General features: G+C 65.4%; 21 protein-coding genes and 1 riboswitch. Of the genes, 9 read left to right on the top strand and 12 right to left on the bottom strand.

Annotated features, from left to right (window positions below):
* Positions 1 to 65: 65 nt before the first annotated feature.
* Entirely contained in the window at positions 66 to 803 is a 738-nt protein-coding gene (locus N2K99_RS15275) for an SDR family oxidoreductase (RefSeq protein ID WP_227932800.1), read from the bottom strand.
* Between the two features lie 114 nt (positions 804 to 917).
* Between N2K99_RS15275 and N2K99_RS15270 the strand changes: the two genes are divergently transcribed.
* Positions 918 to 1,850, top strand: a complete 933-nt coding sequence (locus tag N2K99_RS15270) for an AraC family transcriptional regulator (RefSeq protein WP_227932801.1) — start codon at positions 918 to 920, stop codon at positions 1,848 to 1,850.
* Here the strand turns inward: N2K99_RS15270 and N2K99_RS15265 are convergent.
* The 3 genes from N2K99_RS15265 to N2K99_RS15255 are packed head-to-tail and all read right to left on the bottom strand — an operon-like array spanning position 1,847 to position 3,652.
* Complete coding sequence (locus N2K99_RS15265) at positions 1,847 to 3,151, bottom strand: LssY C-terminal domain-containing protein (protein ID WP_227932802.1); 1,305 nt, start codon at positions 3,149 to 3,151, stop codon at positions 1,847 to 1,849. The genes N2K99_RS15270 and N2K99_RS15265 overlap by 4 nt on opposite strands.
* Positions 3,152 to 3,158: 7 nt before the next feature.
* Positions 3,159 to 3,398, bottom strand: a complete 240-nt coding sequence (locus tag N2K99_RS15260) for a hypothetical protein (RefSeq protein WP_227932803.1) — start codon at positions 3,396 to 3,398, stop codon at positions 3,159 to 3,161.
* 53 nt (positions 3,399 to 3,451) lie between these two features.
* Positions 3,452 to 3,652, bottom strand: coding sequence for a hypothetical protein (locus N2K99_RS15255; protein WP_227932804.1), 201 nt, complete (start codon positions 3,650 to 3,652; stop codon positions 3,452 to 3,454).
* A gap of 78 nt (positions 3,653 to 3,730) precedes the next feature.
* Positions 3,731 to 3,797: riboswitch (guanidine-III (ykkC-III) riboswitch) on the top strand.
* A 10-nt stretch (positions 3,798 to 3,807) separates the two neighbouring features.
* Here N2K99_RS15255 and N2K99_RS15250 point away from each other — a divergent pair.
* Positions 3,808 to 4,122: a multidrug efflux SMR transporter gene (locus N2K99_RS15250; RefSeq protein ID WP_227919735.1), complete on the top strand. Its 315-nt coding sequence runs from the start codon at positions 3,808 to 3,810 to the stop codon at positions 4,120 to 4,122.
* Between the two features lie 99 nt (positions 4,123 to 4,221).
* Positions 4,222 to 4,773 carry a dihydrofolate reductase family protein gene (locus N2K99_RS15245; protein WP_227919732.1) on the top strand — a complete coding sequence of 184 codons (552 nt, stop codon included), beginning with the start codon at positions 4,222 to 4,224 and terminating at the stop codon, positions 4,771 to 4,773.
* Positions 4,774 to 4,840: 67 nt separating this feature from the next.
* Here the strand turns inward: N2K99_RS15245 and N2K99_RS15240 are convergent, their stop codons facing one another.
* The 3 genes from N2K99_RS15240 to N2K99_RS15230 all read right to left on the bottom strand — a co-directional run bounded on the left by N2K99_RS15240 (position 4,841) and on the right by N2K99_RS15230 (position 7,528).
* Positions 4,841 to 5,557 (bottom strand): NADPH-dependent F420 reductase, encoded by a 717-nt coding sequence (locus N2K99_RS15240; RefSeq protein ID WP_231711668.1) that lies wholly within the window; start codon positions 5,555 to 5,557, stop codon positions 4,841 to 4,843.
* A gap of 138 nt (positions 5,558 to 5,695) precedes the next feature.
* A complete protein-coding gene (locus N2K99_RS15235; protein WP_227932806.1) occupies positions 5,696 to 6,736 on the bottom strand; it encodes an FAD-dependent monooxygenase in 1,041 nt (346 codons plus the stop codon).
* 81 nt (positions 6,737 to 6,817) lie between these two features.
* Positions 6,818 to 7,528: a DUF4386 domain-containing protein gene (locus N2K99_RS15230; protein ID WP_227932807.1), complete on the bottom strand. Its 711-nt coding sequence runs from the start codon at positions 7,526 to 7,528 to the stop codon at positions 6,818 to 6,820.
* Positions 7,529 to 7,630: 102 nt separating this feature from the next.
* Here N2K99_RS15230 and N2K99_RS15225 point away from each other — a divergent pair, with 102 nt between their 5' ends.
* Positions 7,631 to 8,332: a TetR/AcrR family transcriptional regulator C-terminal domain-containing protein gene (locus N2K99_RS15225; RefSeq protein ID WP_227932808.1), complete on the top strand. Its 702-nt coding sequence runs from the start codon at positions 7,631 to 7,633 to the stop codon at positions 8,330 to 8,332.
* Here N2K99_RS15225 and N2K99_RS15220 read toward each other — a convergent pair.
* Positions 8,329 to 8,748 (bottom strand): hypothetical protein, encoded by a 420-nt coding sequence (locus N2K99_RS15220; protein WP_227932809.1) that lies wholly within the window; start codon positions 8,746 to 8,748, stop codon positions 8,329 to 8,331. The genes N2K99_RS15225 and N2K99_RS15220 overlap by 4 nt on opposite strands.
* A gap of 583 nt (positions 8,749 to 9,331) precedes the next feature.
* On the opposite strand from N2K99_RS15220, the gene N2K99_RS15215 reads away from it, so the two are divergent.
* The 3 genes from N2K99_RS15215 to N2K99_RS15205 all read left to right on the top strand — a co-directional run bounded on the left by N2K99_RS15215 (position 9,332) and on the right by N2K99_RS15205 (position 12,098).
* Positions 9,332 to 10,099: an Ltp family lipoprotein gene (locus tag N2K99_RS15215; protein ID WP_227932810.1), complete on the top strand. Its 768-nt coding sequence runs from the start codon at positions 9,332 to 9,334 to the stop codon at positions 10,097 to 10,099.
* A 163-nt stretch (positions 10,100 to 10,262) separates the two neighbouring features.
* The gene (locus N2K99_RS15210; RefSeq protein ID WP_227932811.1) at positions 10,263 to 10,832 is read left to right on the top strand and encodes a sugar O-acetyltransferase; all 570 of its coding nucleotides are present in this window, start codon (positions 10,263 to 10,265) and stop codon (positions 10,830 to 10,832) included.
* A 117-nt stretch (positions 10,833 to 10,949) separates the two neighbouring features.
* Positions 10,950 to 12,098, top strand: coding sequence for a Vms1/Ankzf1 family peptidyl-tRNA hydrolase (locus N2K99_RS15205; protein WP_227932812.1), 1,149 nt, complete (start codon positions 10,950 to 10,952; stop codon positions 12,096 to 12,098).
* A gap of 13 nt (positions 12,099 to 12,111) precedes the next feature.
* Here the strand turns inward: N2K99_RS15205 and N2K99_RS15200 are convergent, their stop codons facing one another.
* Both N2K99_RS15200 and N2K99_RS15195 read right to left on the bottom strand, forming a co-directional pair.
* A complete protein-coding gene (locus tag N2K99_RS15200) occupies positions 12,112 to 12,750 on the bottom strand; it encodes a bifunctional 2-polyprenyl-6-hydroxyphenol methylase/3-demethylubiquinol 3-O-methyltransferase UbiG (protein ID WP_227932813.1) in 639 nt (212 codons plus the stop codon).
* A 31-nt stretch (positions 12,751 to 12,781) separates the two neighbouring features.
* Positions 12,782 to 13,237: an SRPBCC family protein gene (locus N2K99_RS15195; protein WP_227919698.1), complete on the bottom strand. Its 456-nt coding sequence runs from the start codon at positions 13,235 to 13,237 to the stop codon at positions 12,782 to 12,784.
* 437 nt (positions 13,238 to 13,674) lie between these two features.
* On the opposite strand from N2K99_RS15195, the gene N2K99_RS15190 reads away from it, so the two are divergent.
* Positions 13,675 to 14,565 carry a lantibiotic dehydratase C-terminal domain-containing protein gene (locus N2K99_RS15190; protein ID WP_260554682.1) on the top strand — a complete coding sequence of 297 codons (891 nt, stop codon included), beginning with the start codon at positions 13,675 to 13,677 and terminating at the stop codon, positions 14,563 to 14,565.
* 121 nt (positions 14,566 to 14,686) lie between these two features.
* Here the strand turns inward: N2K99_RS15190 and N2K99_RS15185 are convergent, their stop codons facing one another.
* Complete coding sequence (locus tag N2K99_RS15185; RefSeq protein WP_227932815.1) at positions 14,687 to 14,833, bottom strand: hypothetical protein; 147 nt, start codon at positions 14,831 to 14,833, stop codon at positions 14,687 to 14,689.
* 261 nt (positions 14,834 to 15,094) lie between these two features.
* Here N2K99_RS15185 and N2K99_RS15180 point away from each other — a divergent pair, with 261 nt between their 5' ends.
* Entirely contained in the window at positions 15,095 to 16,060 is a 966-nt protein-coding gene (locus N2K99_RS15180) for a hypothetical protein (protein WP_227932816.1), read from the top strand.
* Between the two features lie 83 nt (positions 16,061 to 16,143).
* On the opposite strand, the gene N2K99_RS15175 is transcribed toward N2K99_RS15180, so the two are convergent.
* A complete protein-coding gene (locus N2K99_RS15175; RefSeq protein ID WP_227919690.1) occupies positions 16,144 to 16,905 on the bottom strand; it encodes an SDR family NAD(P)-dependent oxidoreductase in 762 nt (253 codons plus the stop codon).
* Positions 16,906 to 16,909 lie beyond the last annotated feature (4 nt).

Here is a 16,909-nt window from a genome sequence, read left to right as displayed (position 1 = left end):
GCCGGGGGGATAGCCGCATTTTTGGCGAGCCGGCCGGGGCTAACCCGCCCAGGCGCGGGTGCGCGTTACCAGGGCAGGGGACCGTCCTCATCGCTGAAGGTGCCGGTGGGCCCGTCCGCCGGGATCGTGGCCATCCGGACGGCTGCCCTGGCGCCCTGCTCCGGTGTGCGTGTTCCCCGGAAACCGTTCAGATCGGTGGCAACAAAACCCGGACAGACCGCATTAATCAGGATGCCTTCCGGAGCAAGTCCCTTCGCATACTGCAGCGTCAGGGAGGTCAGGGCGGTTTTGGACGGCGCGTACCCGGCGGCGATCGGGTCGGTGTTGGCCGGATTGGATACTGCGGCGAGGGATCCGGCCACGCTGGAGACGTTGACGATCCGAGGGGCCTCGGAGAGGCGCAGCAGCGGCAGGAAGGCCGCCGTCACGGAGATGACGCCGAAGAAGTTGGTCTCGAAGACCGAGCGGATTTCATTCACGTCGGCCGAGCCCGGCTGTTGGGCAGCAAAGCTGACTCCCGGCGTCGCCACAATCCCGGCGTTGTTGATCAGGGCATCCAGCCGCCCGAAGCGGCGCTTTACCTCGTCCGCAGCGGCCGCCACCGAGGCCGGATCGGTCACATCGAGGACGACGGCGACGGCGTCTCCACCCTCCGCGCGCACCTCCGCAGCAGCCCGCTCACCGGCGTCGGCGTTCCGTGCGGCTACCACCACGGTGTGGCCGAGCGCCGCCAGCTGGCCGGCAATCTCGCGCCCGATACCTTTGTTGGCGCCGGTGACGAGGGAAATCATGCTGTTATTCATGGGACTCCTAGAGAAAACACGGCCAACCCGACCGGGAAGGCACTTTCAGTCTGTCCGCAGGGGCGTGTACTTGGAATAACGAAAAGTCCGTATTTTTTGCTCTACAGTACAAAGATGGTGAATGACCGGTTATCGGAAGTCCTCGACCTGATAGAGGTCAGGAGCATTATTTCGGGCAGCACTGCGGTGTCCGGGCGGTGGGAAACCGAAAGCAGTCTCGATGAGGACCTGAAGTTCTTCGCGGTTGTGCAGGGCAGGATGCGGCTCTCGACCGACGGGCCGGACATGCCCCTGATCCTGGAGGCTGGCGATGTTGCCCTCCTCAACGGCCGCCGCTGGCTCAAGCTGGAGGGCGGCAGCGGGGACGCCTCGCCGCTGCGCCTGAAACCGCCGGCCAGCGGGACGTTCGTCCGGGTGGGGGAGGGTGCACCGGGCACCGAGGACATCGTCATCGGCGGCCGAGTGGCTGTGAACGCCACCGGGCGTGAACTGCTGCTGCGGGCCCTGCCGCCCGTGGCCCACATACGTTCCGGAACCGACGCCGCGCCGCACCTGCACGGACTCGTCGAGCGGCTGTTCGAGGAGGTGTCCGGGCAGCGGGTCGGGTCGGGGTTTGCGGCACGACAGTACGGCCAGCTGCTGTTGCTGGAGGTGTTGCGTGCATTCATCACCGATGCGGCACTGCCGCCGGGATGGCTGAAACTGCTTGCCGACGAACGGCTGCGGCCGGCGCTGGCGTTGATCCACGCCCAGGGGACCCGGCCTCCGAGCCTGGAGGACATGGCCGGTGCCGTGGCCATGTCGCGCACCGCCTTCACCGAACGGTTTAGGGAAGTTGCCGGCTCTCCGCCGCGGTCCTACCTGAATAACTGGCGCATGCTCGTAGCGCAGCGGGAACTGAGGTCCGGGGATACCCGGATCCGTTCATTGGCGTTGGACCTGGGTTTCTCCTCCGAGAGCGCCTTCAGTACGGCGTTCAAGCGCAGTGTGGGCGAATCGCCGCTGCATTACCGGTCCCGGGTGCGGGCGCTGGAGCCGGTGGATTAGCTCGCGCTGGCCGGACGACGACGGCGGGAGTGGGCGTAGATCCGAGCCTGATCGCCGGACAGGGCGAGGATCAGCAGGACGTCAAAGGCGTAGCCGAACAAGTTGGTCCGCAGCGCCGCCTCGGGTCCGGCGGACACGGCGGCCACCTGCAGGGCCATGGCGACTGAGCTCAGGCACATCGCGGTGATCCGGGCCCTGTTACTGCCGCGCAGTATGAGCACGGCCAGCACCGCCTCCACCCCGGCGAAAACGGTGAGCGAGACGCTGGTGGGAGCGTAGGCACTGCCCAGCTCGGCAATCCCACGGCTCTGGGTGCCCAGCAGGTTGATCACCGGGGAGATATCGGCCAAGTGGACCAGGAAGGGCGCCGCCATCGCCAGGGAGGCGAATCCGCGCAGGAACACCAGAACGGCACCCAAAATAACCGCGGCCGGCGGCCGGTCCCGGGCAGCAGCTGCGCCGATGGGCACGGTCGGGCCGATGTCCGGGAGACTGCTCAGGTCCGCCACCGGCAGGTCCCCGTCGGTGACAATCGAGTCCCCGCCGCCGTTGCGGGAGTGGTATCCGGTGGAGAAGTTCTTGATGACCTCCACGGACACCGCGGGGGAGGCTTCCCGGAGAGAGCTGATCAGGTAGTCCCGTTCGGCGTCGATGTTCTCTCCGACCCGGTGCGTGACCTGCAGGGTGAACAGGGACAAACCGACGGCACGGTCAAAGGACGCGGCGCCCAGCCAGTCCGCGGCAATGCCGCCGGGGAGCATCCAGCCCTCGGGGCAGCGCCAGAAACGGACATGGTGGCGCTGCCGCGGGTTGCCGTGCATTTCCTGCTCGTAGGCAAAATCCTGCTGCCGGTCGAACAGGAGCAGGGGGCTCACCGGGGCCTGGACATAGCTGCGATGCAGCAGGGTGGAGGAGACAATGCGCCAGCTGCTGGCCAGGGTCACCGGGTCCGCGAGGTGCCAGCCGGCCTTTTCCAAGGCGCCCCGCAACTGCGCCTCGCTGCCCAGAAAGGCGAGGTTGACGGCGTCGCCGAACAGGCCGGCATTGGTGCGGGTGCGGCCCATGAAGTAGTTGGGAATGAAAATCTGTGTCAGGACCCGGTCCAGGCGCGGCAGCACCAAGTACGCCAGCGCGGCCCAGAACACCACCAGGAACCAGATATGCCGCTGCTGCAGGCTCTCCTCCAGCAGCAGCACGGCGAACCAGGCTGCACCGATGCCGCTGAACGTAAAGAAAGCCCAGTCGACGGCGGTTGCCGCCGGCCCGCCGTCGGACTCCGCTGCGGTGCCCGGCTGGGTCATCCGGAAGTCATAGCCCCGGCAGTTCGCCGTTTGCCCGGGCCTCAATCCAGTCCACGGCGGCATCCGGCAGGTAGTAGGCTCCGCTGCCGTCGGAAGCCATGCCGCGGCTGCGGGAGATTTCCTCCACCACCCACGGCTCTACGGCGTCACCGTTATTGGCGGTCAGCCACTCGCGGGACTCGGCGGTGAGCATCGGCCACCAGAGGGCAATGTCCAGGTCATCGCGCTCAAACTGTTCATAAGTCATGGCTAAAACTCTGGCACTTTCGGGCCGGTTGGTCGACGGCCGCCGCTTCCCGGTTACCGGCCGGCCGGAAATATCCCCGCGGGCTCAGCGGTGAGCCGGTAGCGGCGTACCGGCGCGTCGAACCCGTCCGGTGCCTCGACGTCGTCGCCGGGCAGGAGCCCAAAGCCGTCCTCATGCTGTCCCGGACCCCATTCGGCGTGCGCCTCGCGCCAGGAGTCCTGCCAGGCGGCGTCGGGGGCAATCAGTTGCAGCATGGGCGCCACTCTAGTAGCTCCCGGGTTCACCCGCCGCGAAGCCAGGTTGCCCCGGAAAACCGGACGTGCGACCGTGGAGGGGAGGCCGCGACACGGTCTCCCGGACGAGGGGTGCCGTACCCGGTGTGCGACAAGACGGCCCGAGGGAGACTCTCATGTCATGGATTGTTCTGGTGCTGTCCGGCGTCCTGGAAGCAGTATGGGCCACCGCCCTGGACAAATCGCAGGGATTCAGCCGGTTCTGGCCGTCGGCCATTTTCGTTACCGCCCTTATCGCCAGCATGGCCGGGCTCGCCTACGCCATGCGGGAACTGCCGCTGGGCACCTCGTACGCCGTCTGGGTAGGGATCGGCGCGACACTGACCGTCATCTACGCCATGGCCACCGGCGCGGAATCCGTGTCCCTGCTGAAGATCGTGTTCCTGGCGATGATCGTGGGCGGCGTGATCGGGCTGAAGTCGCTCCACTAGGCCCGTTCCAGGCCCTGCGTGAGCACTGCTTAGCGACGCATGCGTGCCCTGCGCACCTGCACCCTTGTGCAGCGGAAACCCGGAGAGTTGAGTTGGGGAATGGGATCCCTTACGTACTCCATGAACTGCTCACTGGACGGGTACAGCGCCGACGCTGACGGTAACTTCGCCTGGTTGGAGCCGACCGAAGATTTTCTTGCCTCACATTCCGAGGACCTGGAGGACGCGGCCGCCGTGCTCTACGGGCGACGGATGTACGAAACCCTGTCCGTGTGGGAGACCGACCGCGCCGCGTCAGTTGGCCTTCCGGGGACTGACAGGTTCGCGGACGCCTGGTCGGCGGTGCCCAAGGTGGTGTTTTCCTCCACACTGCAGGATGTTTTCACCGGCCGGACATCGTTGGAACCCACCCTGACCCCGGAAGCCGTGGAGCGGGCCAAAGCCGCGGGAAACGTCATGATCGGCGGACCGGAACTGGCTAAGAGCGCCATGCGCATGGGGTTGGTGGACATTGTGTCGCTGGTGATCTGTCCGGTAATTGCCGGCGGCGGTCAGCGGGCCCTGCCCGACGGGGTGCCACTGGACCTTCGCCTGCTGCGGGAACAACGCCTCGACAACGGGGGAGTCCGGGTGACCTACGCCGTGGGCTGAGGCGATGCTTCCCCGCGCGGCGGCCGGATCGGATCTAACCGCCGCGCACCCTGCACCCGTCTACTGCTTAGAAGAGGCGTTCCGCCACGTTCACCCGGGTGGCCGACGCCAGTGCGGACTCGACCTTCGCCTTGGGTGTTGTGCCCGGAACCGAGCTCATCAGCTGGTCGTCGGGGATGCTGGCATCCGCGAGGTACAGACGGGTGTAGCCAGCGGAGTCCGGCTCAAACCTCCAGCTCTCGGCGAGGGTGCCCGCCTCGACGACGTCATAGCCCAGCCCGTCGATGAGTGCGGCCGCCTCAGCCTTGGCCGAATCGTCGTCGGAAGCGATGGGCAGAGCGGAGCGCTCAGCGGACCCGGCGGGGCGGGCCAGAAGCGGAATGTGGTGGGCCAGGACGTTATTGAAGGCCTTGACGTACTGCGCCCCGGGAAGCCGGCTCTGCACCAGTTCGCTGGTGGTCACCGTGCTGTCATCGAGCTCGGCGATGCGCCCGTCCCGGGACGGATAGTAATTGCTGGTGTCCAGGACGATCTTGCCGGCCAGGAGTCCGTCCGGAAGAGCGGAAACCGCGTTCAGTGGAATGGACAGCACGACGGCGTCACCGAGTTTCGCGGCGTCTTCCACCGTTCCGGCCTGGGCCAGCGGCCCGAGGTCGGCCACCAGTTCCGAGAGCGTTTCAGGTCCCCTCGAGTTGGCAATAACGACGTTCATGCCCGCCGCAACCGCGAGCCGCGCGACTGCGGATCCGATGTTCCCGCTTCCAATGATGCCCAATGTCGGCATTGCGTATCCCTTCGATAATGTTCGGCTGGACTGGCGCGGGTGTCCTCCGGCAGCCCCTAAAGGAGGCAACTGCCGCTGCTGCGGAGGAATTCCCCCGGGCGGCGGCGCCCCTGCGGGTGCTCCCGGGCGGCGGAAGTGTTAGGCGAGCCGTGACCCGGCGGACATTGCGAGGTTTCGAGCTCCGGTGAAGTGTTCGGCCGTGCCGACACGGTTCAGCAGCCGTGCCGCGCGGACCATGAGGTTTCCCCGCCGACGCCGGCCGGCGTCGTAGCGCTGCAGGCCGGCGGCAACGTCGGGAGCCGCGGTTAGTGCGTCGACCAGGGCAACCGCGTCCAGAAGTGCCTCGCAGGCGCCGCGGCCAAGGTTCGGCGCCATACCGTGCGCCGCGTCGCCGAGCAGCGCCAAGTTGCCGGAAATGTAGGACGGGAGCGGCGGAATGTCGAACAGTTCCCGGTAATCTATCGGGCTCCCGTCCAGTTTCCCCAGGACCTGGGCGATATCCGGATGCCACCCGCGGTAGAGGCTGCGCAGCAGGTCGGCCCCCTGGGCGCCGATAGCCTCCGGGGAGCCCAGCGCGGGAAGGTCTGTGGAGCGGAGGCAGGCAAACCAGTTAGTGCTGCCGGCATCCAGCGGCGTAATGCCGAACAGGCGGCCGCGCCCCCAGGTCTCGCTGACTCCGCGGGCCGGGCCGGGGACAACGCCCCGAAAGGCCACTGTTCCCAGTGCCCGGGGCGATACTCCGTTGCCGGCGGTGCGCAGGCGGCTGAAGATTCCGTCGGCGGCCACGACAACATCGGCAGAAGGCAGGGTTGAGGGTTCGGCGACCGGTGAATCCCATTCGATAACCCCGGCAGGAAAGTCCCCGGCCAGGGCCTCGAGCAGGACGGTGCGTGGAACAAGGCGAGCGGTCCGGCCGCGGCCCATGGCTGCGATCTGGCTGCCGTCAGGTTTCAGAATCCGTGCGCCGCGCTCTTCCACCGAACCGGCGCGGACTGCGTCACCGGCGCCCAACGCGTCGAGGGCGCGCATCGCCTCGGGCCACATGGCCAGTGCCGTTCCGCTGCCGGGCAGGTTTGCGCCGCGTTCGAGCACCTGGACCGACCATCCTGCGCGCAGCAGTCCCCGCGCAACGGCGGTTCCCCCGATGCCCGCTCCGACGATCAGTGCTGAACCGCGCATGGGTGTCTCCTCATCAATGGTCCGGCTGCCGCAGGCTCGGGGGCGGCCACTGTCTGACGGTGATCCCACCCAAGGCGGAATCTACGCCGTCTGCTGCCTGCTGTCGACGTCGGTCTCGGCAGCGGTTTCCCGCGGCCGCCGGAAGCCGACGGCCGTCAGGTAAATCCCCAGCGACGCCTCCCAGATGATCTCCGGAAGGGTGGCCAGGGCCGAGGGAACCGAGGTCTGCCCGTAGGCTCCGAAAAGCACGGCAAGGCCGGACAGCGACATCAGCGGGCCGCCGATCAGGCCGAACAGTGCCATCGGCCGCGGCACCAGGTGCGAGCGGTACATCAGGAACCCGAGCAGCAGCCCGTTGCCGATGCCCACCACGAACCCCGGGCCGAGCAGGAACGTCCAGCCGTGCACCGCCACCAGCGCCCGGGCTACGGGCAGGTACTCCCCGGCGTCGGCACCCGCGGTCTGCCGCAGCGTCACCACGGTGAGCACGCTGAGAATTCCGACGGCAATAAGCGCGCACTCCATGATCCGGGCCGCAACATAGCCGACCGCGGCGGTCTCGCTGTAGCGCCGCAGCACGGGAAACAGCACGACGGCGGTGCCGATGTTGGTCACGATCAGCACCAGTTCGCAGACGGCGCCGAGCAGGATCCGGGTGTCCGCACCGGGTCCGGCGAGGTAGTTGGGGTCGGTGAGCAGCGGTGCGTACAGGGCAGCCCCGGCGATGGCGGAGGCGAAGGTGAGGAGGAAGAGGATCCCGGCGGTCCGGGCCGTGCGGTTAGAGGTCTGCATGACGCTCCTGTCAGCCAAAGGTGTACTGCGTACACCGGATGCGATGAACCTAGGTGTATGTCGTACACTTTGTCAAGGATCTCTTCCCGGGAAGGTGGCACTGTGGGACAGGTACCCAAGGCGCGGCAGCAGGAACCGTCCGCGCGGCGTCCGCGCCTGAACCGGGACGCCGTGCTGCGCGCCGGCGTCGTGCTGGCTGATCAGGTGGGCACTGACGGTTTCACTATGCGCACGCTGGCGGACGAACTCGGCGTGGTTCCCATGGCGCTGTACAAACACGTGGCCAACAAGCAGGAACTGCTCGAGGGCATGGTGGACCTGGTCTGGGCCGAGGTCACGGAACCGGACAGCGGGCGCGGCTGGAAACAAGCCATGCGCGGCCGCGCCGTCTCCCTCTGGGCCGCACTGGTCCGGCACCGCTGGGCCGTGGGACGGATGGAAGCGGCCGGCCGGCCGGGACCGGAGAGCCTGCGCCAGCACAACGCGATGCTGGGCTGCCTGCGGCAGAGCGGATTCTCGTTCCGCACTACCGTCCACGTCATGAGCCTGCTGGATGCCTACGTATACGGCTTTGCCCTGCAGCAGAAGACCCTGTCCTTTGAAACCCCGGAGGAGTCGGCCGAGGCTGCCGCCGACACCCTCAACGGGGAATCGGCGGAGGCCGCGGCCTTGTATCCGTACCTGCTCGAAGTGGTGGGCGAGCTGGCGAAGGAAGGCTATGACTATGACGCCGAATTCAACGTCGGGCTCGACGTCCTGCTGGACGGCATCGAAACTCTGCGGAGCTCCTGGCGCGACGGCTAGGTTCGGCGGAGCGAGATCATCATTTCTTTGACGGCTTGATACTCAGCAGTGCGCTGATACGCCTCGAAAAAACTGCTGCTCCCGGCAGCTTTGAGGCTCGGATCGATATCAGGAAGGTCCTCTGAAGGGCTAATCCACCGGGAGAATGCTGCGCCGGTTGTTGAGTCAATATTGAAGCCGGGCAGGGAGGACGAGATCGGGAAGTCTGACTTGAAAGTATTGATACTCATCTCAGCACCCACTTCACCACGGACCGGGTTGAACCTTGTTTCATAGTGATAAGCGATTGCCGTCCCTTCATGGGTTGGGGCAATCTGCTCACCCGGAATTTTCTGATATTCGAGCGGAACAGGTGCGGTAGGCCCGGCGACCACCGAGTCATTGACTGCAGGAAAACCTGCGACAAAAGCAGCCATCTGCCTTCCTTGCGCGTCCTGCACGATGAGGGACGTGGACACTTCGTTCGGGCTCGAGGCGGGATTGGAGAGTACTGACCATTCGGAGGGGTAATCGAACTCGAACATGCCGTCGGGGGTGATGTACGTCGAAACCTGGGGTGTGGAGACCGCCGGTTGGGGTAGGTCCTGTTCCTTCGAAGGGGACTCAGCCGCAGCGGTTTGTGTTTCGGTCGGCCCCGGTCCCGCAGTCTCGGCATCCGGGACTGACGGAGCGCAAGCCCCCAGAAACAGTACGGCAAGCACAGCGATTGCCGGTTGAATAATACGGTGGCTTTGAGGCATGGATTTCAATATCCCCTGATTTTGTCGCTGATCGCAACATGAAACTCCGATAATCAGTAATTTATAGGAGATCCCGCGCTTTCGACGTGAGAGCAGGGGTGCTCCGTCGGATAATATGTCCGGGTCGACCTAATTGTTCCGGTGTGCGGAAACTGCGGATTCGACCGTAGTTGCAATCTCCGCTGCGGCGAAGATATGACGCTTTGACATCGTCAACTACTGAAGCACGACCCTGATAACAGAAAAGGCATACCCCTTAATGAGCACTACCGAAACAAGCTATAAGCCCGTTACCGGCACCGGGAAGTCCTTTGTCGTGACATGGCTGCTCGCGCTCTTCCTGGGCGGGCTGGGTATCGACCGGTTCTACCTGGGCAAGATCGGGACCGGCGTCCTGAAGCTCCTGACGGGTGGCGGTTTCGGTATCTGGACGCTGGTCGACCTGATCATCACCCTGACCGGGAACCAGAAGGACAAGCAGGGCCGCCCGCTGGACGGCTACAAGGAGAATAAGAAGACGGCGTGGATCGTCACCGCCGTCGTCTGGGTTCTCAATGTGATCCTGTCTGTGGTCATGGCGACCACCATGATGGCGGTGATCGGAGCGGCCATTGAGGAAAGCCAGAAGGCATCGGAGACGAACAGCACTACGCAGTCGAGCCCGGCTCCGGTCTACTCCGCGCCGACCGAGGAGGCCCCCGCTGCTCCTGCCGTTCCAAAGAACGATGACAATCTGCAGGCGCTGAACAGTGCCACGTTCTACAGCGACTCCCTGCACATGAGCAAGGCAGCCATCCAGGAGCAGCTGGGTGGGGAATACGGCCAGTACACCCCGGAGGCCGCGCAGTACGCCGTCGATAACCTCAAGGCCGATTACAAGACCAACGCGCTGGAAGCCGCGAAGTCTTTGCAGAAGGAAAACCCGATGCCCCTGGATGAGCTGCGGGATTACCTCGCCAGCACCGATATGTACGGCGCAATGTTCACCCAGGAGGAAGCCGACTACGCCATTCAGAACCTGAAGTAGTCCCCTTCCCCGCAAGACTCCGATGCTGGCCGGCGGCAGGCGATCCGACGGACGACGACGGCGGGACGGTGCCGCGGCATCCGTCCCGCCGATCCGGGAGCTGTTGCCACCCCGCCGCCCCGGTGCGACGGTAGGACGAGTAGGCCAACCGACTAGGGGCACCATGGACCTCGAGGAACTGCTCGCGGCGCTCAACGCAGGCGAGACCATTACCGCCGGATCGCCCCTGCATGAGGCCATGCATCACGCCAGCCAGGCCGCCCTGCAGATTACCGGCGAGATCAACAGCGGCTACCACGAACCGGCCCGGGTGCGGGAGCTGCTCTCCCGGCTGACCGGGAGGCCGGTGGACGAATCCGGGGCCCTGTTCCCGCCGTTTTCCTCCGACTTCGGGAAGAACATCAGCCTGGGGAAACGGGTGTTCATCAACGCCGGCTGCCGGTTCCAGGACCAGGGCGGGATCCGCATCGGCGATGACTGCCTGATCGGCCACAACGTTGTCCTGGCCACGCTCAACCATGATCTGTCGCCGGTGCGCCGGGCGGACATGCATCCGGCGCCGGTCACACTGGGCCGGAATGTCTGGCTCGGTTCCAACGTCACGGTGTTGCCGGGTGTGACCATCGGCGACGATTCCGTGGTGGCCGCCGGCGCCGTCGTCACCAAGGACGTTCCGGCGCGGTCCCTCGCCGTCGGGTCACCTGCCCGGGTTATCCGTTCACTCGCGGATTAGACCGGCCGTGGCAGGCGTGCGGCGTGCGCAACCCTTTAGTTGCCGCGGACGCCGGTGTTAGCTAGAGGCACGGATTGAATCGATGTGCGGGAACACCCGCACGGGAAGGAGATCGCCATGACCGAGCATCTCCACAAATTCGCTGACCTCTACCGGAAACAAGGACCCTGGTGTGCCGCTTATGTCGATGCCGGGGCCGGAACCGTGGAAGGCCGCGAAGCCGCTGAAGTCCGCCCGGGCAACGTCCGGACGGCGCTGGCGGAAAAGGGGGCCTCGCCGGCGGACCTTGAGGCCATGGAAGCCGCGGTGGCTCCTGCTTACGGAGTACCCGCCCCGGTGTCGCGCTTCGTCCTCGTCCGGCAGGGAACGGTGGAACTGAACGAACTCCTGCCCGGCCCGCTGATGGGCCCGAAGCACCTTTCCGCGGGAATAGTTCCGGACCTGCTGCCGCTGCTCAAGCACCGCCCCGAAGAATTCCCGTACATCGTTGCGGAAGTGTCGCGGGAAGGCGCCGAGATCCGGCTGGAATATGTGGGCCGCCCCGGTCCCGCCAGCATCTCTGATGTTGCAGGCTCCAGTGAGGATATCCGCAAACTCTCCGTCGGCGACGGCTGGGCGCAGGACAAGCAGCAGCGCAGGACCGAAGATATCTGGCGCCGGAACGCGGACGAGGTCGCCGGACAGATCGACAGCATCGTGGATAGCAGCGGTGCCCGGCTGATCGTGCTCGCGGGTGATGTCCGTGCCCGCGGACTGGTGCAGGACCAGCTCGCCGAAGCGCACCGGCCCCTGGTCCGCATGCTCGATTCGCATACCCGTACCGGCGGCGCCCATCATGAGGGTTTTGAGGACCGCGTCCAGGAACTGATTGCCCTGCAGTGGGCGGACGAGCAGGAACAGATCATGGACCGCCTTGCCCTGCAGCAAGGGCAGGCCAACCCCGAGTCGACCACCGGCATCGGCGCTGTTGTCCAGGCGCTCCAACAGGCTCAGGTGGACGTGCTGATCCTGAATGACACCGCGCTCGCCGACCACCCGCTGCTGGCACTCGGTGCCGAGCCGTGGGTAGCCACCGCGGAGGAACAGGCACTCGGCGCGGACGTGCTGGGCAAGGTTTCCGCGACTGTGGCCCTGCTTCGCGCCGCGGCCCTGACCGATTCCAAGCTTCTCCTGGTGCCCGACGGCGTCCTGCCCGGCGGAGCCGGCGTCGCCGCGCTGCTGCGCTGGCCCACCGGTCCGGAAGCACCCGGAAGGAACGCGACCTAGAGGCAGTTCCGGATTAGCGCTGGCGGACGGCCTGGACGACGACGTCGCGCAGGGTGACCTGGCTGCCGTCCGGTGCGGTCATGGAGCGCGGATGCTCCTCGGCGACGGTGATGGACCACGCGGACGGATCCAGCAGTGCTTGGATGTCCCGGGCCGTCACGGTCGCTTCGGCCGGCGGATGGTGCCCGTGCGCCGTCGTCGCCTCGTCGTCGTGGGCGTGCCCGACAATCAGGAGGGTGCCGCCCGGGGCCACCCACTCCGCGACCCGGGCATAGAACGCCAGCTGCGGCATCGCCGGGTGGGCGTAGTTGGTGGTGACCAGGTCAAAGCGGCGTCCCGGTTCCCAGGAGACCAGGTCGGCCTCGATCCAGTCCACACTGCCGGACAGGGTCTGCGCTTCGGCACGCCGGGACGCTGCGGCCAGGGCAGATGCCGATACGTCCGTACCCACTACCGTCCAGCCGTGCGCTGCCAGTTCCAGGGCTTCCGCGCCGGTGCCGCAGCCGGCGTCCAGCGCGATGCCTGCCGGGAGCTCCGCCGCGAGGCGGGCCACATAGGGGTTGGCCGGCGGCTGGTGGTTCGCGGCCGGATCGGTGTCCGGAGCCTCGTGCCAGTGCTGCTCCCAGTAGTCCTTGTCGAAGCTGTGTGTCATTGTTCCAGCGTAGTCCCGGGCCGGGCCGGGGCTAGCTGGAGGTGAGCTCCCCGGCGAGGTAGCGGTTCCGCGACTCAATGAGCTTCCGGAGGTAGCGGGCCAGCACCAGTTTCTCGACCAGGCGCCCGACGACGCCGAACGGCGCCTCGAACTCGATGCGGTCAACCATGGTGCTGCCCGCGGGATCCTGACGGAACTCGTGGACGTGCCGGAACCGCCGGAACGGGCCCCTGACCTGCTCATCGACGAAACGGTCCGGCGCCTCCATCTCGGTGATCCGGCTAGTCATCCGCAGCGGAACACCGAAATGCCAGGCCCGCCAGGTGACGTCCTCACCCAGGGAGATGAGGCCCGACGTCACGCCGCCGACCGCCTCTTCCCGGGACCGCGCCATCGAGTCCTTGTGCGCATCAATGCTCCGGGCACGGTCAAACAGCTCCGATGCGGGCAGGGCTGTCCGGGTGGTGCACTCGAAGTAGACGGTCATGGTCAGAGTATGGCAGGGCGCTCTGCGGCCGGCGGCGTACGCGGGAGTCGGCATCAGAGCCCGGTGGTTGGGGGACGGAATCCGCTGTCGCTTCTAAAAGTGTGTGCCAGCTCCTCCCAAAGCAAGGCGGTGGCATTGCTACACGTGGTGACGGTGCCGAAGCCGGTGTGGTGCAGTGCGCGTCGCTGGTTCGCAAAACCCATAGTCGGCCAGCGTGCGCAGGAAAAGAGTCCCTGACACAAATGGAAAATTTCTTAGAACCCGTATGGACATTCACGTTTTGGCAACACACTGTTCGAACGCACTGTTGGGAACACACCTACCGAAGTCAAGACGATCATTTTGGGGATGATATGAGCCGCGTAGTGCAATCGAACACTGGTCATCGTGAGGCAGCTACCCGTCCTGTGCAGCACGACAGCACGGCTGTGTGGTCCATGTTGACTGTAGAGCCGGAGCACAGGGATGCGGGTGATGAAATAGTCCGCCGTATTGTTGCTCCGCTGATGTCCGGAACGAGGACCGGGGGAGAGCGCTGGTTTGGCTTTTCCCGCAGGCTGGAATCCGCCCATCCGGCCGTGCACCTGCATGTGCGTGCCGCCGACGACGTTGTTAAGCGGCTTTGGAAGTTTGTGTACGCGTTGGCAGACGAAAGCGCTGCCTCACTGGGTCCCGTGAAGATCTCCCGGTGGCCGGACATCACTTATCCACCACGATCAGGCGAGCCGGTGCACGAAGTAATGGAAGCGGCATTTGCCCGGTTCGGTGGACGGAAGGGCTTGGAACTGGTTTCTGAGGTTGCCGACTTGTCCTCGGACCTGGCTTTGTGGGCAGTCAACCGCTTTCCCCGCCTCAACATGCGCTCGATGCTGGCCGCCCTGCTTCTCTTCGACACCGGGCACGCCATGATGCGCGGGCCGCGGTCCGCTGTGTGGCCCGACCGCAGAACCACTAGCTGGGACTACTACTGGAATGCTCATCTGCACGCCTGTACAGGTTCTTTTGGTTCGCACTCCGGGCAGGCACGCACGGCAATGATGGCCCAGATGGCACCCCGGGTTATGCCTGCGCATAGGGTGATGGCCGCCCTTGCCTCGGAGTCGGCAGTGGATATCTGGCGGAAGCGCTGGGCAAGGGCCATCGATGAGTATTTGTACCGGGCAGACAAGCAACGCATCAGTCGCAGTGCGCAGCAGCTGGCTATGGGGGCTAGCGGGCTGGCACTCAACCGGCTGGGCTTTCCACCCCGGGAACAGGGGGCCCTTGGGATATACGCGCGTGCCTGGAGCAAGGATATTGAAGCGCGGTATTCCGGTGAGGAGCATTAGTCGCTCCCGCCAAAGCAAGGTAAGGAATGACGGCGTCGGCGGCGCCGGCTAGTGGCCACGGGTTAGCGTACTGGCCTCCGGCGCCAAAGACGCCAGCTGAGAGCCGGTTGATGGATCCGGGTCAGACGCACTTGAGCTGGCGACGCGGCCCGACCGGAACCTCGACGCGGATTTCGTCGCGGACGCTCTGGTCCTTGCTGAAGTTGTGCTTGCTGCTTTGACTGGCCGAGAGCACTTTCGATCCTTCGGGATTGCGGATGGCAGTCATTGACGGATCATTTCATATCCCGCCACGGCCTTCGGAAAGGGCCCCGGAGCACGCCAACCGTGACGGGAAGTCGGTTTTTCCCAACTCGACCTAGACCGTGTACCTCCCGGCATTCGGTGCGCACCGGCCCAATAGGACGCGAACAGGTAATGATTTGGGGGGGGGGGGCGGTATGGACTTACACGTTTTGGGAACACAGGATAAACACAGCAAAAGTACCCATGTCAGCCAATCATTCTTGGGGATGAAATGAGCCGCGTAATGCAGTCGAATACTGTTCATCGAGGTGCAGCTTCCCGCCCTGGGAAGCAGCACCCCAGCACAACCCTGTGGTCCATCCTGACTATTGAGCCGGAGCGTAAGAATGCCGGCGACGACATTATCCGCCATGTTGTTTCCCCTTTGTCTTCCCAACTGCGGGCCGGGGAGGGGAACCGGTTTCGGTTGTCACGCAGCCCGGAATCCGACCGTCACGCCGTGCTCCTGCATTTGCTTGCCACCGACGACGTCGCTAAGCGCCTATGGAAGTTTGCGCACGCGCTGGCGGACGAAAACGTTGCCACGCTGGGTACTGTGAAGATCTCCCACTCGCCGGGGCTCGTTTATCCGCCGCTGCCGGGCGAACCGGTACCTGAGGTGGTGGAAGCGGCATTTGCACGGTTCGGTGGGCCAAAGGGCTTGGACCTGGTAACTGAGATTGGCGAGGTCTCCATGGATCTGACTTTGTGGGCGGTCAATCGCTTTCCCAGCCTCAACACGCGCTCGATGCTGGTTGCCCTGCTTCTCTTCGACGCCGGCCACGCCATGATGCGGGGCCCCCGGTCCTCTGTTTGGCCCGACCGCAGAACCACTAGCTGGGACTTCTACTGGAACGCTCATCTGCACGCCTGCACAGGTTCTTTTGGCCCGAACGCTGCGCAAGCGCGCAGGGCAATGATGGCCCGGATTGCACCCCGGGTTATGCCCGCACATCGGGTGATGGCCGCTCTTGCCTCAGAGCAGGCAGTGGATATCTGGCGGAAGCGGTGGGCGAGGGCCATGGATGAGTATTTGTACCGGGCAGACAAACAACGCGTCAGCCGCAGTGCGCAGCAACTGGCAATGGGGGCTAGCCAGCACGCACTCAACGGGCTGGGATTCGCGCTCAGGGAGCAGGCGACCCTTGGCCTATACGCGCGTGCATGGAGTAAAGAAATTGAAGCGCAGTATTCCGGTGAGGAGCATTAGCCGCAGCCGTCAAAACAGGGTAAGAAATGGCGGCGTAGGCGGCACCTGGCAGTAGCCGCCGCTTATGCCCGGACCGCGTTCTCCTAGAACTGGATCCCCCGTGAGAGGGCACCGTCCGCCAGAACGTTCGCTCCGGTCATCCGGGAGGCGCGCGGGCTGGAGACGAACACAACGACGTCGGCCACCTCCTGCGCGCTGCCCATCCGCCCGGTGGGATTCAGCGCCATGGACGAGGCAAACATCTCCGGACTGTTCCGTTCCATGCTCTGCCAGACGCCGCCGTCGTGATAGGTGTTGCCCGGCGACACTGTGTTGGCGCGGATCCCGGTCCCGGCCAACTGGAAGGCCAGCCCGGCCATATAGGCGATCAGCGCCGACTTGACCGTGCCGTACGGACCGGACGCGAAATCCACCTCCCGGCCGGAAACGCTGGAGATGGCCACCAGCGACGGCGACTCGCTGCGCCCAACGTGCGGGACCGCCGCCTGCATCAGGCGTACGGTCCCCATCAGGTCTACCCGCAGGCACGCCTCCCACGATTCGGCACTGTCATCGATGGCCAGGGCGCTGACGTTGCTGACCACCGCGTCCAATCCGCCGAAGCGCCCGGCGACGGCATCCACCCAGGCGGCCACGGCGTCGCCGTCGCCCACGTCCAGGACTGCGCCTTCCACCTTGACCCCGGTGCCGGCCAATGCCGTTTCGGTGGCTGTGATTTCCGCCTTGTTCCGGGCGCAGAAGGCAACGTTGGCCCCTTCCGCGGCGAACGCTTCCACGATCGCCCGCCCAATCCCGCGGGTGCCGCCGGTGACCAGTGCCGTCTTGCCGTTCAACTGCAGATCCATCGTT

The sequence above is a fragment of the Arthrobacter sp. zg-Y1110 genome, from assembly GCF_025244865.1.
In the GTDB taxonomy this organism is placed as follows: Bacteria; Actinomycetota; Actinomycetes; order Actinomycetales; family Micrococcaceae; genus Arthrobacter_B.
Note: the sequence above shows the minus strand (reverse complement) of the source record. Positions and strands in the feature narration are given on the sequence as shown.

Excerpts from the sequence above, each read along its gene's own strand:
- N2K99_RS15275 (WP_227932800.1), bottom strand. The coding sequence starts at position 803 with ATGAATAACAGCATGATTTCCCTCGTCACCGGCGCCAACAAAGGTATC.
- N2K99_RS15270 (WP_227932801.1), top strand. The coding sequence starts at position 918 with ATGGTGAATGACCGGTTATCGGAAGTCCTCGACCTGATAGAGGTCAGG.
- N2K99_RS15265 (WP_227932802.1), bottom strand. The coding sequence starts at position 3,151 with ATGACCCAGCCGGGCACCGCAGCGGAGTCCGACGGCGGGCCGGCGGCA.
- N2K99_RS15260 (WP_227932803.1), bottom strand. The coding sequence starts at position 3,398 with ATGACTTATGAACAGTTTGAGCGCGATGACCTGGACATTGCCCTCTGG.
- N2K99_RS15255 (WP_227932804.1), bottom strand. The coding sequence starts at position 3,652 with ATGCTGCAACTGATTGCCCCCGACGCCGCCTGGCAGGACTCCTGGCGC.
- N2K99_RS15250 (WP_227919735.1), top strand. The coding sequence starts at position 3,808 with ATGTCATGGATTGTTCTGGTGCTGTCCGGCGTCCTGGAAGCAGTATGG.
- N2K99_RS15245 (WP_227919732.1), top strand. The coding sequence starts at position 4,222 with ATGGGATCCCTTACGTACTCCATGAACTGCTCACTGGACGGGTACAGC.
- N2K99_RS15240 (WP_231711668.1), bottom strand. The coding sequence starts at position 5,557 with ATGCCGACATTGGGCATCATTGGAAGCGGGAACATCGGATCCGCAGTC.
- N2K99_RS15235 (WP_227932806.1), bottom strand. The coding sequence starts at position 6,736 with ATGCGCGGTTCAGCACTGATCGTCGGAGCGGGCATCGGGGGAACCGCC.
- N2K99_RS15230 (WP_227932807.1), bottom strand. The coding sequence starts at position 7,528 with ATGCAGACCTCTAACCGCACGGCCCGGACCGCCGGGATCCTCTTCCTC.
- N2K99_RS15220 (WP_227932809.1), bottom strand. The coding sequence starts at position 8,748 with ATGGCTGCTTTTGTCGCAGGTTTTCCTGCAGTCAATGACTCGGTGGTC.
- N2K99_RS15215 (WP_227932810.1), top strand. The coding sequence starts at position 9,332 with ATGAGCACTACCGAAACAAGCTATAAGCCCGTTACCGGCACCGGGAAG.
- N2K99_RS15210 (WP_227932811.1), top strand. The coding sequence starts at position 10,263 with ATGGACCTCGAGGAACTGCTCGCGGCGCTCAACGCAGGCGAGACCATT.
- N2K99_RS15205 (WP_227932812.1), top strand. The coding sequence starts at position 10,950 with ATGACCGAGCATCTCCACAAATTCGCTGACCTCTACCGGAAACAAGGA.
- N2K99_RS15200 (WP_227932813.1), bottom strand. The coding sequence starts at position 12,750 with ATGACACACAGCTTCGACAAGGACTACTGGGAGCAGCACTGGCACGAG.
- N2K99_RS15195 (WP_227919698.1), bottom strand. The coding sequence starts at position 13,237 with ATGACCGTCTACTTCGAGTGCACCACCCGGACAGCCCTGCCCGCATCG.
- N2K99_RS15190 (WP_260554682.1), top strand. The coding sequence starts at position 13,675 with ATGTTGACTGTAGAGCCGGAGCACAGGGATGCGGGTGATGAAATAGTC.
- N2K99_RS15185 (WP_227932815.1), bottom strand. The coding sequence starts at position 14,833 with ATGACTGCCATCCGCAATCCCGAAGGATCGAAAGTGCTCTCGGCCAGT.
- N2K99_RS15180 (WP_227932816.1), top strand. The coding sequence starts at position 15,095 with ATGCAGTCGAATACTGTTCATCGAGGTGCAGCTTCCCGCCCTGGGAAG.
- N2K99_RS15175 (WP_227919690.1), bottom strand. The coding sequence starts at position 16,905 with ATGGATCTGCAGTTGAACGGCAAGACGGCACTGGTCACCGGCGGCACC.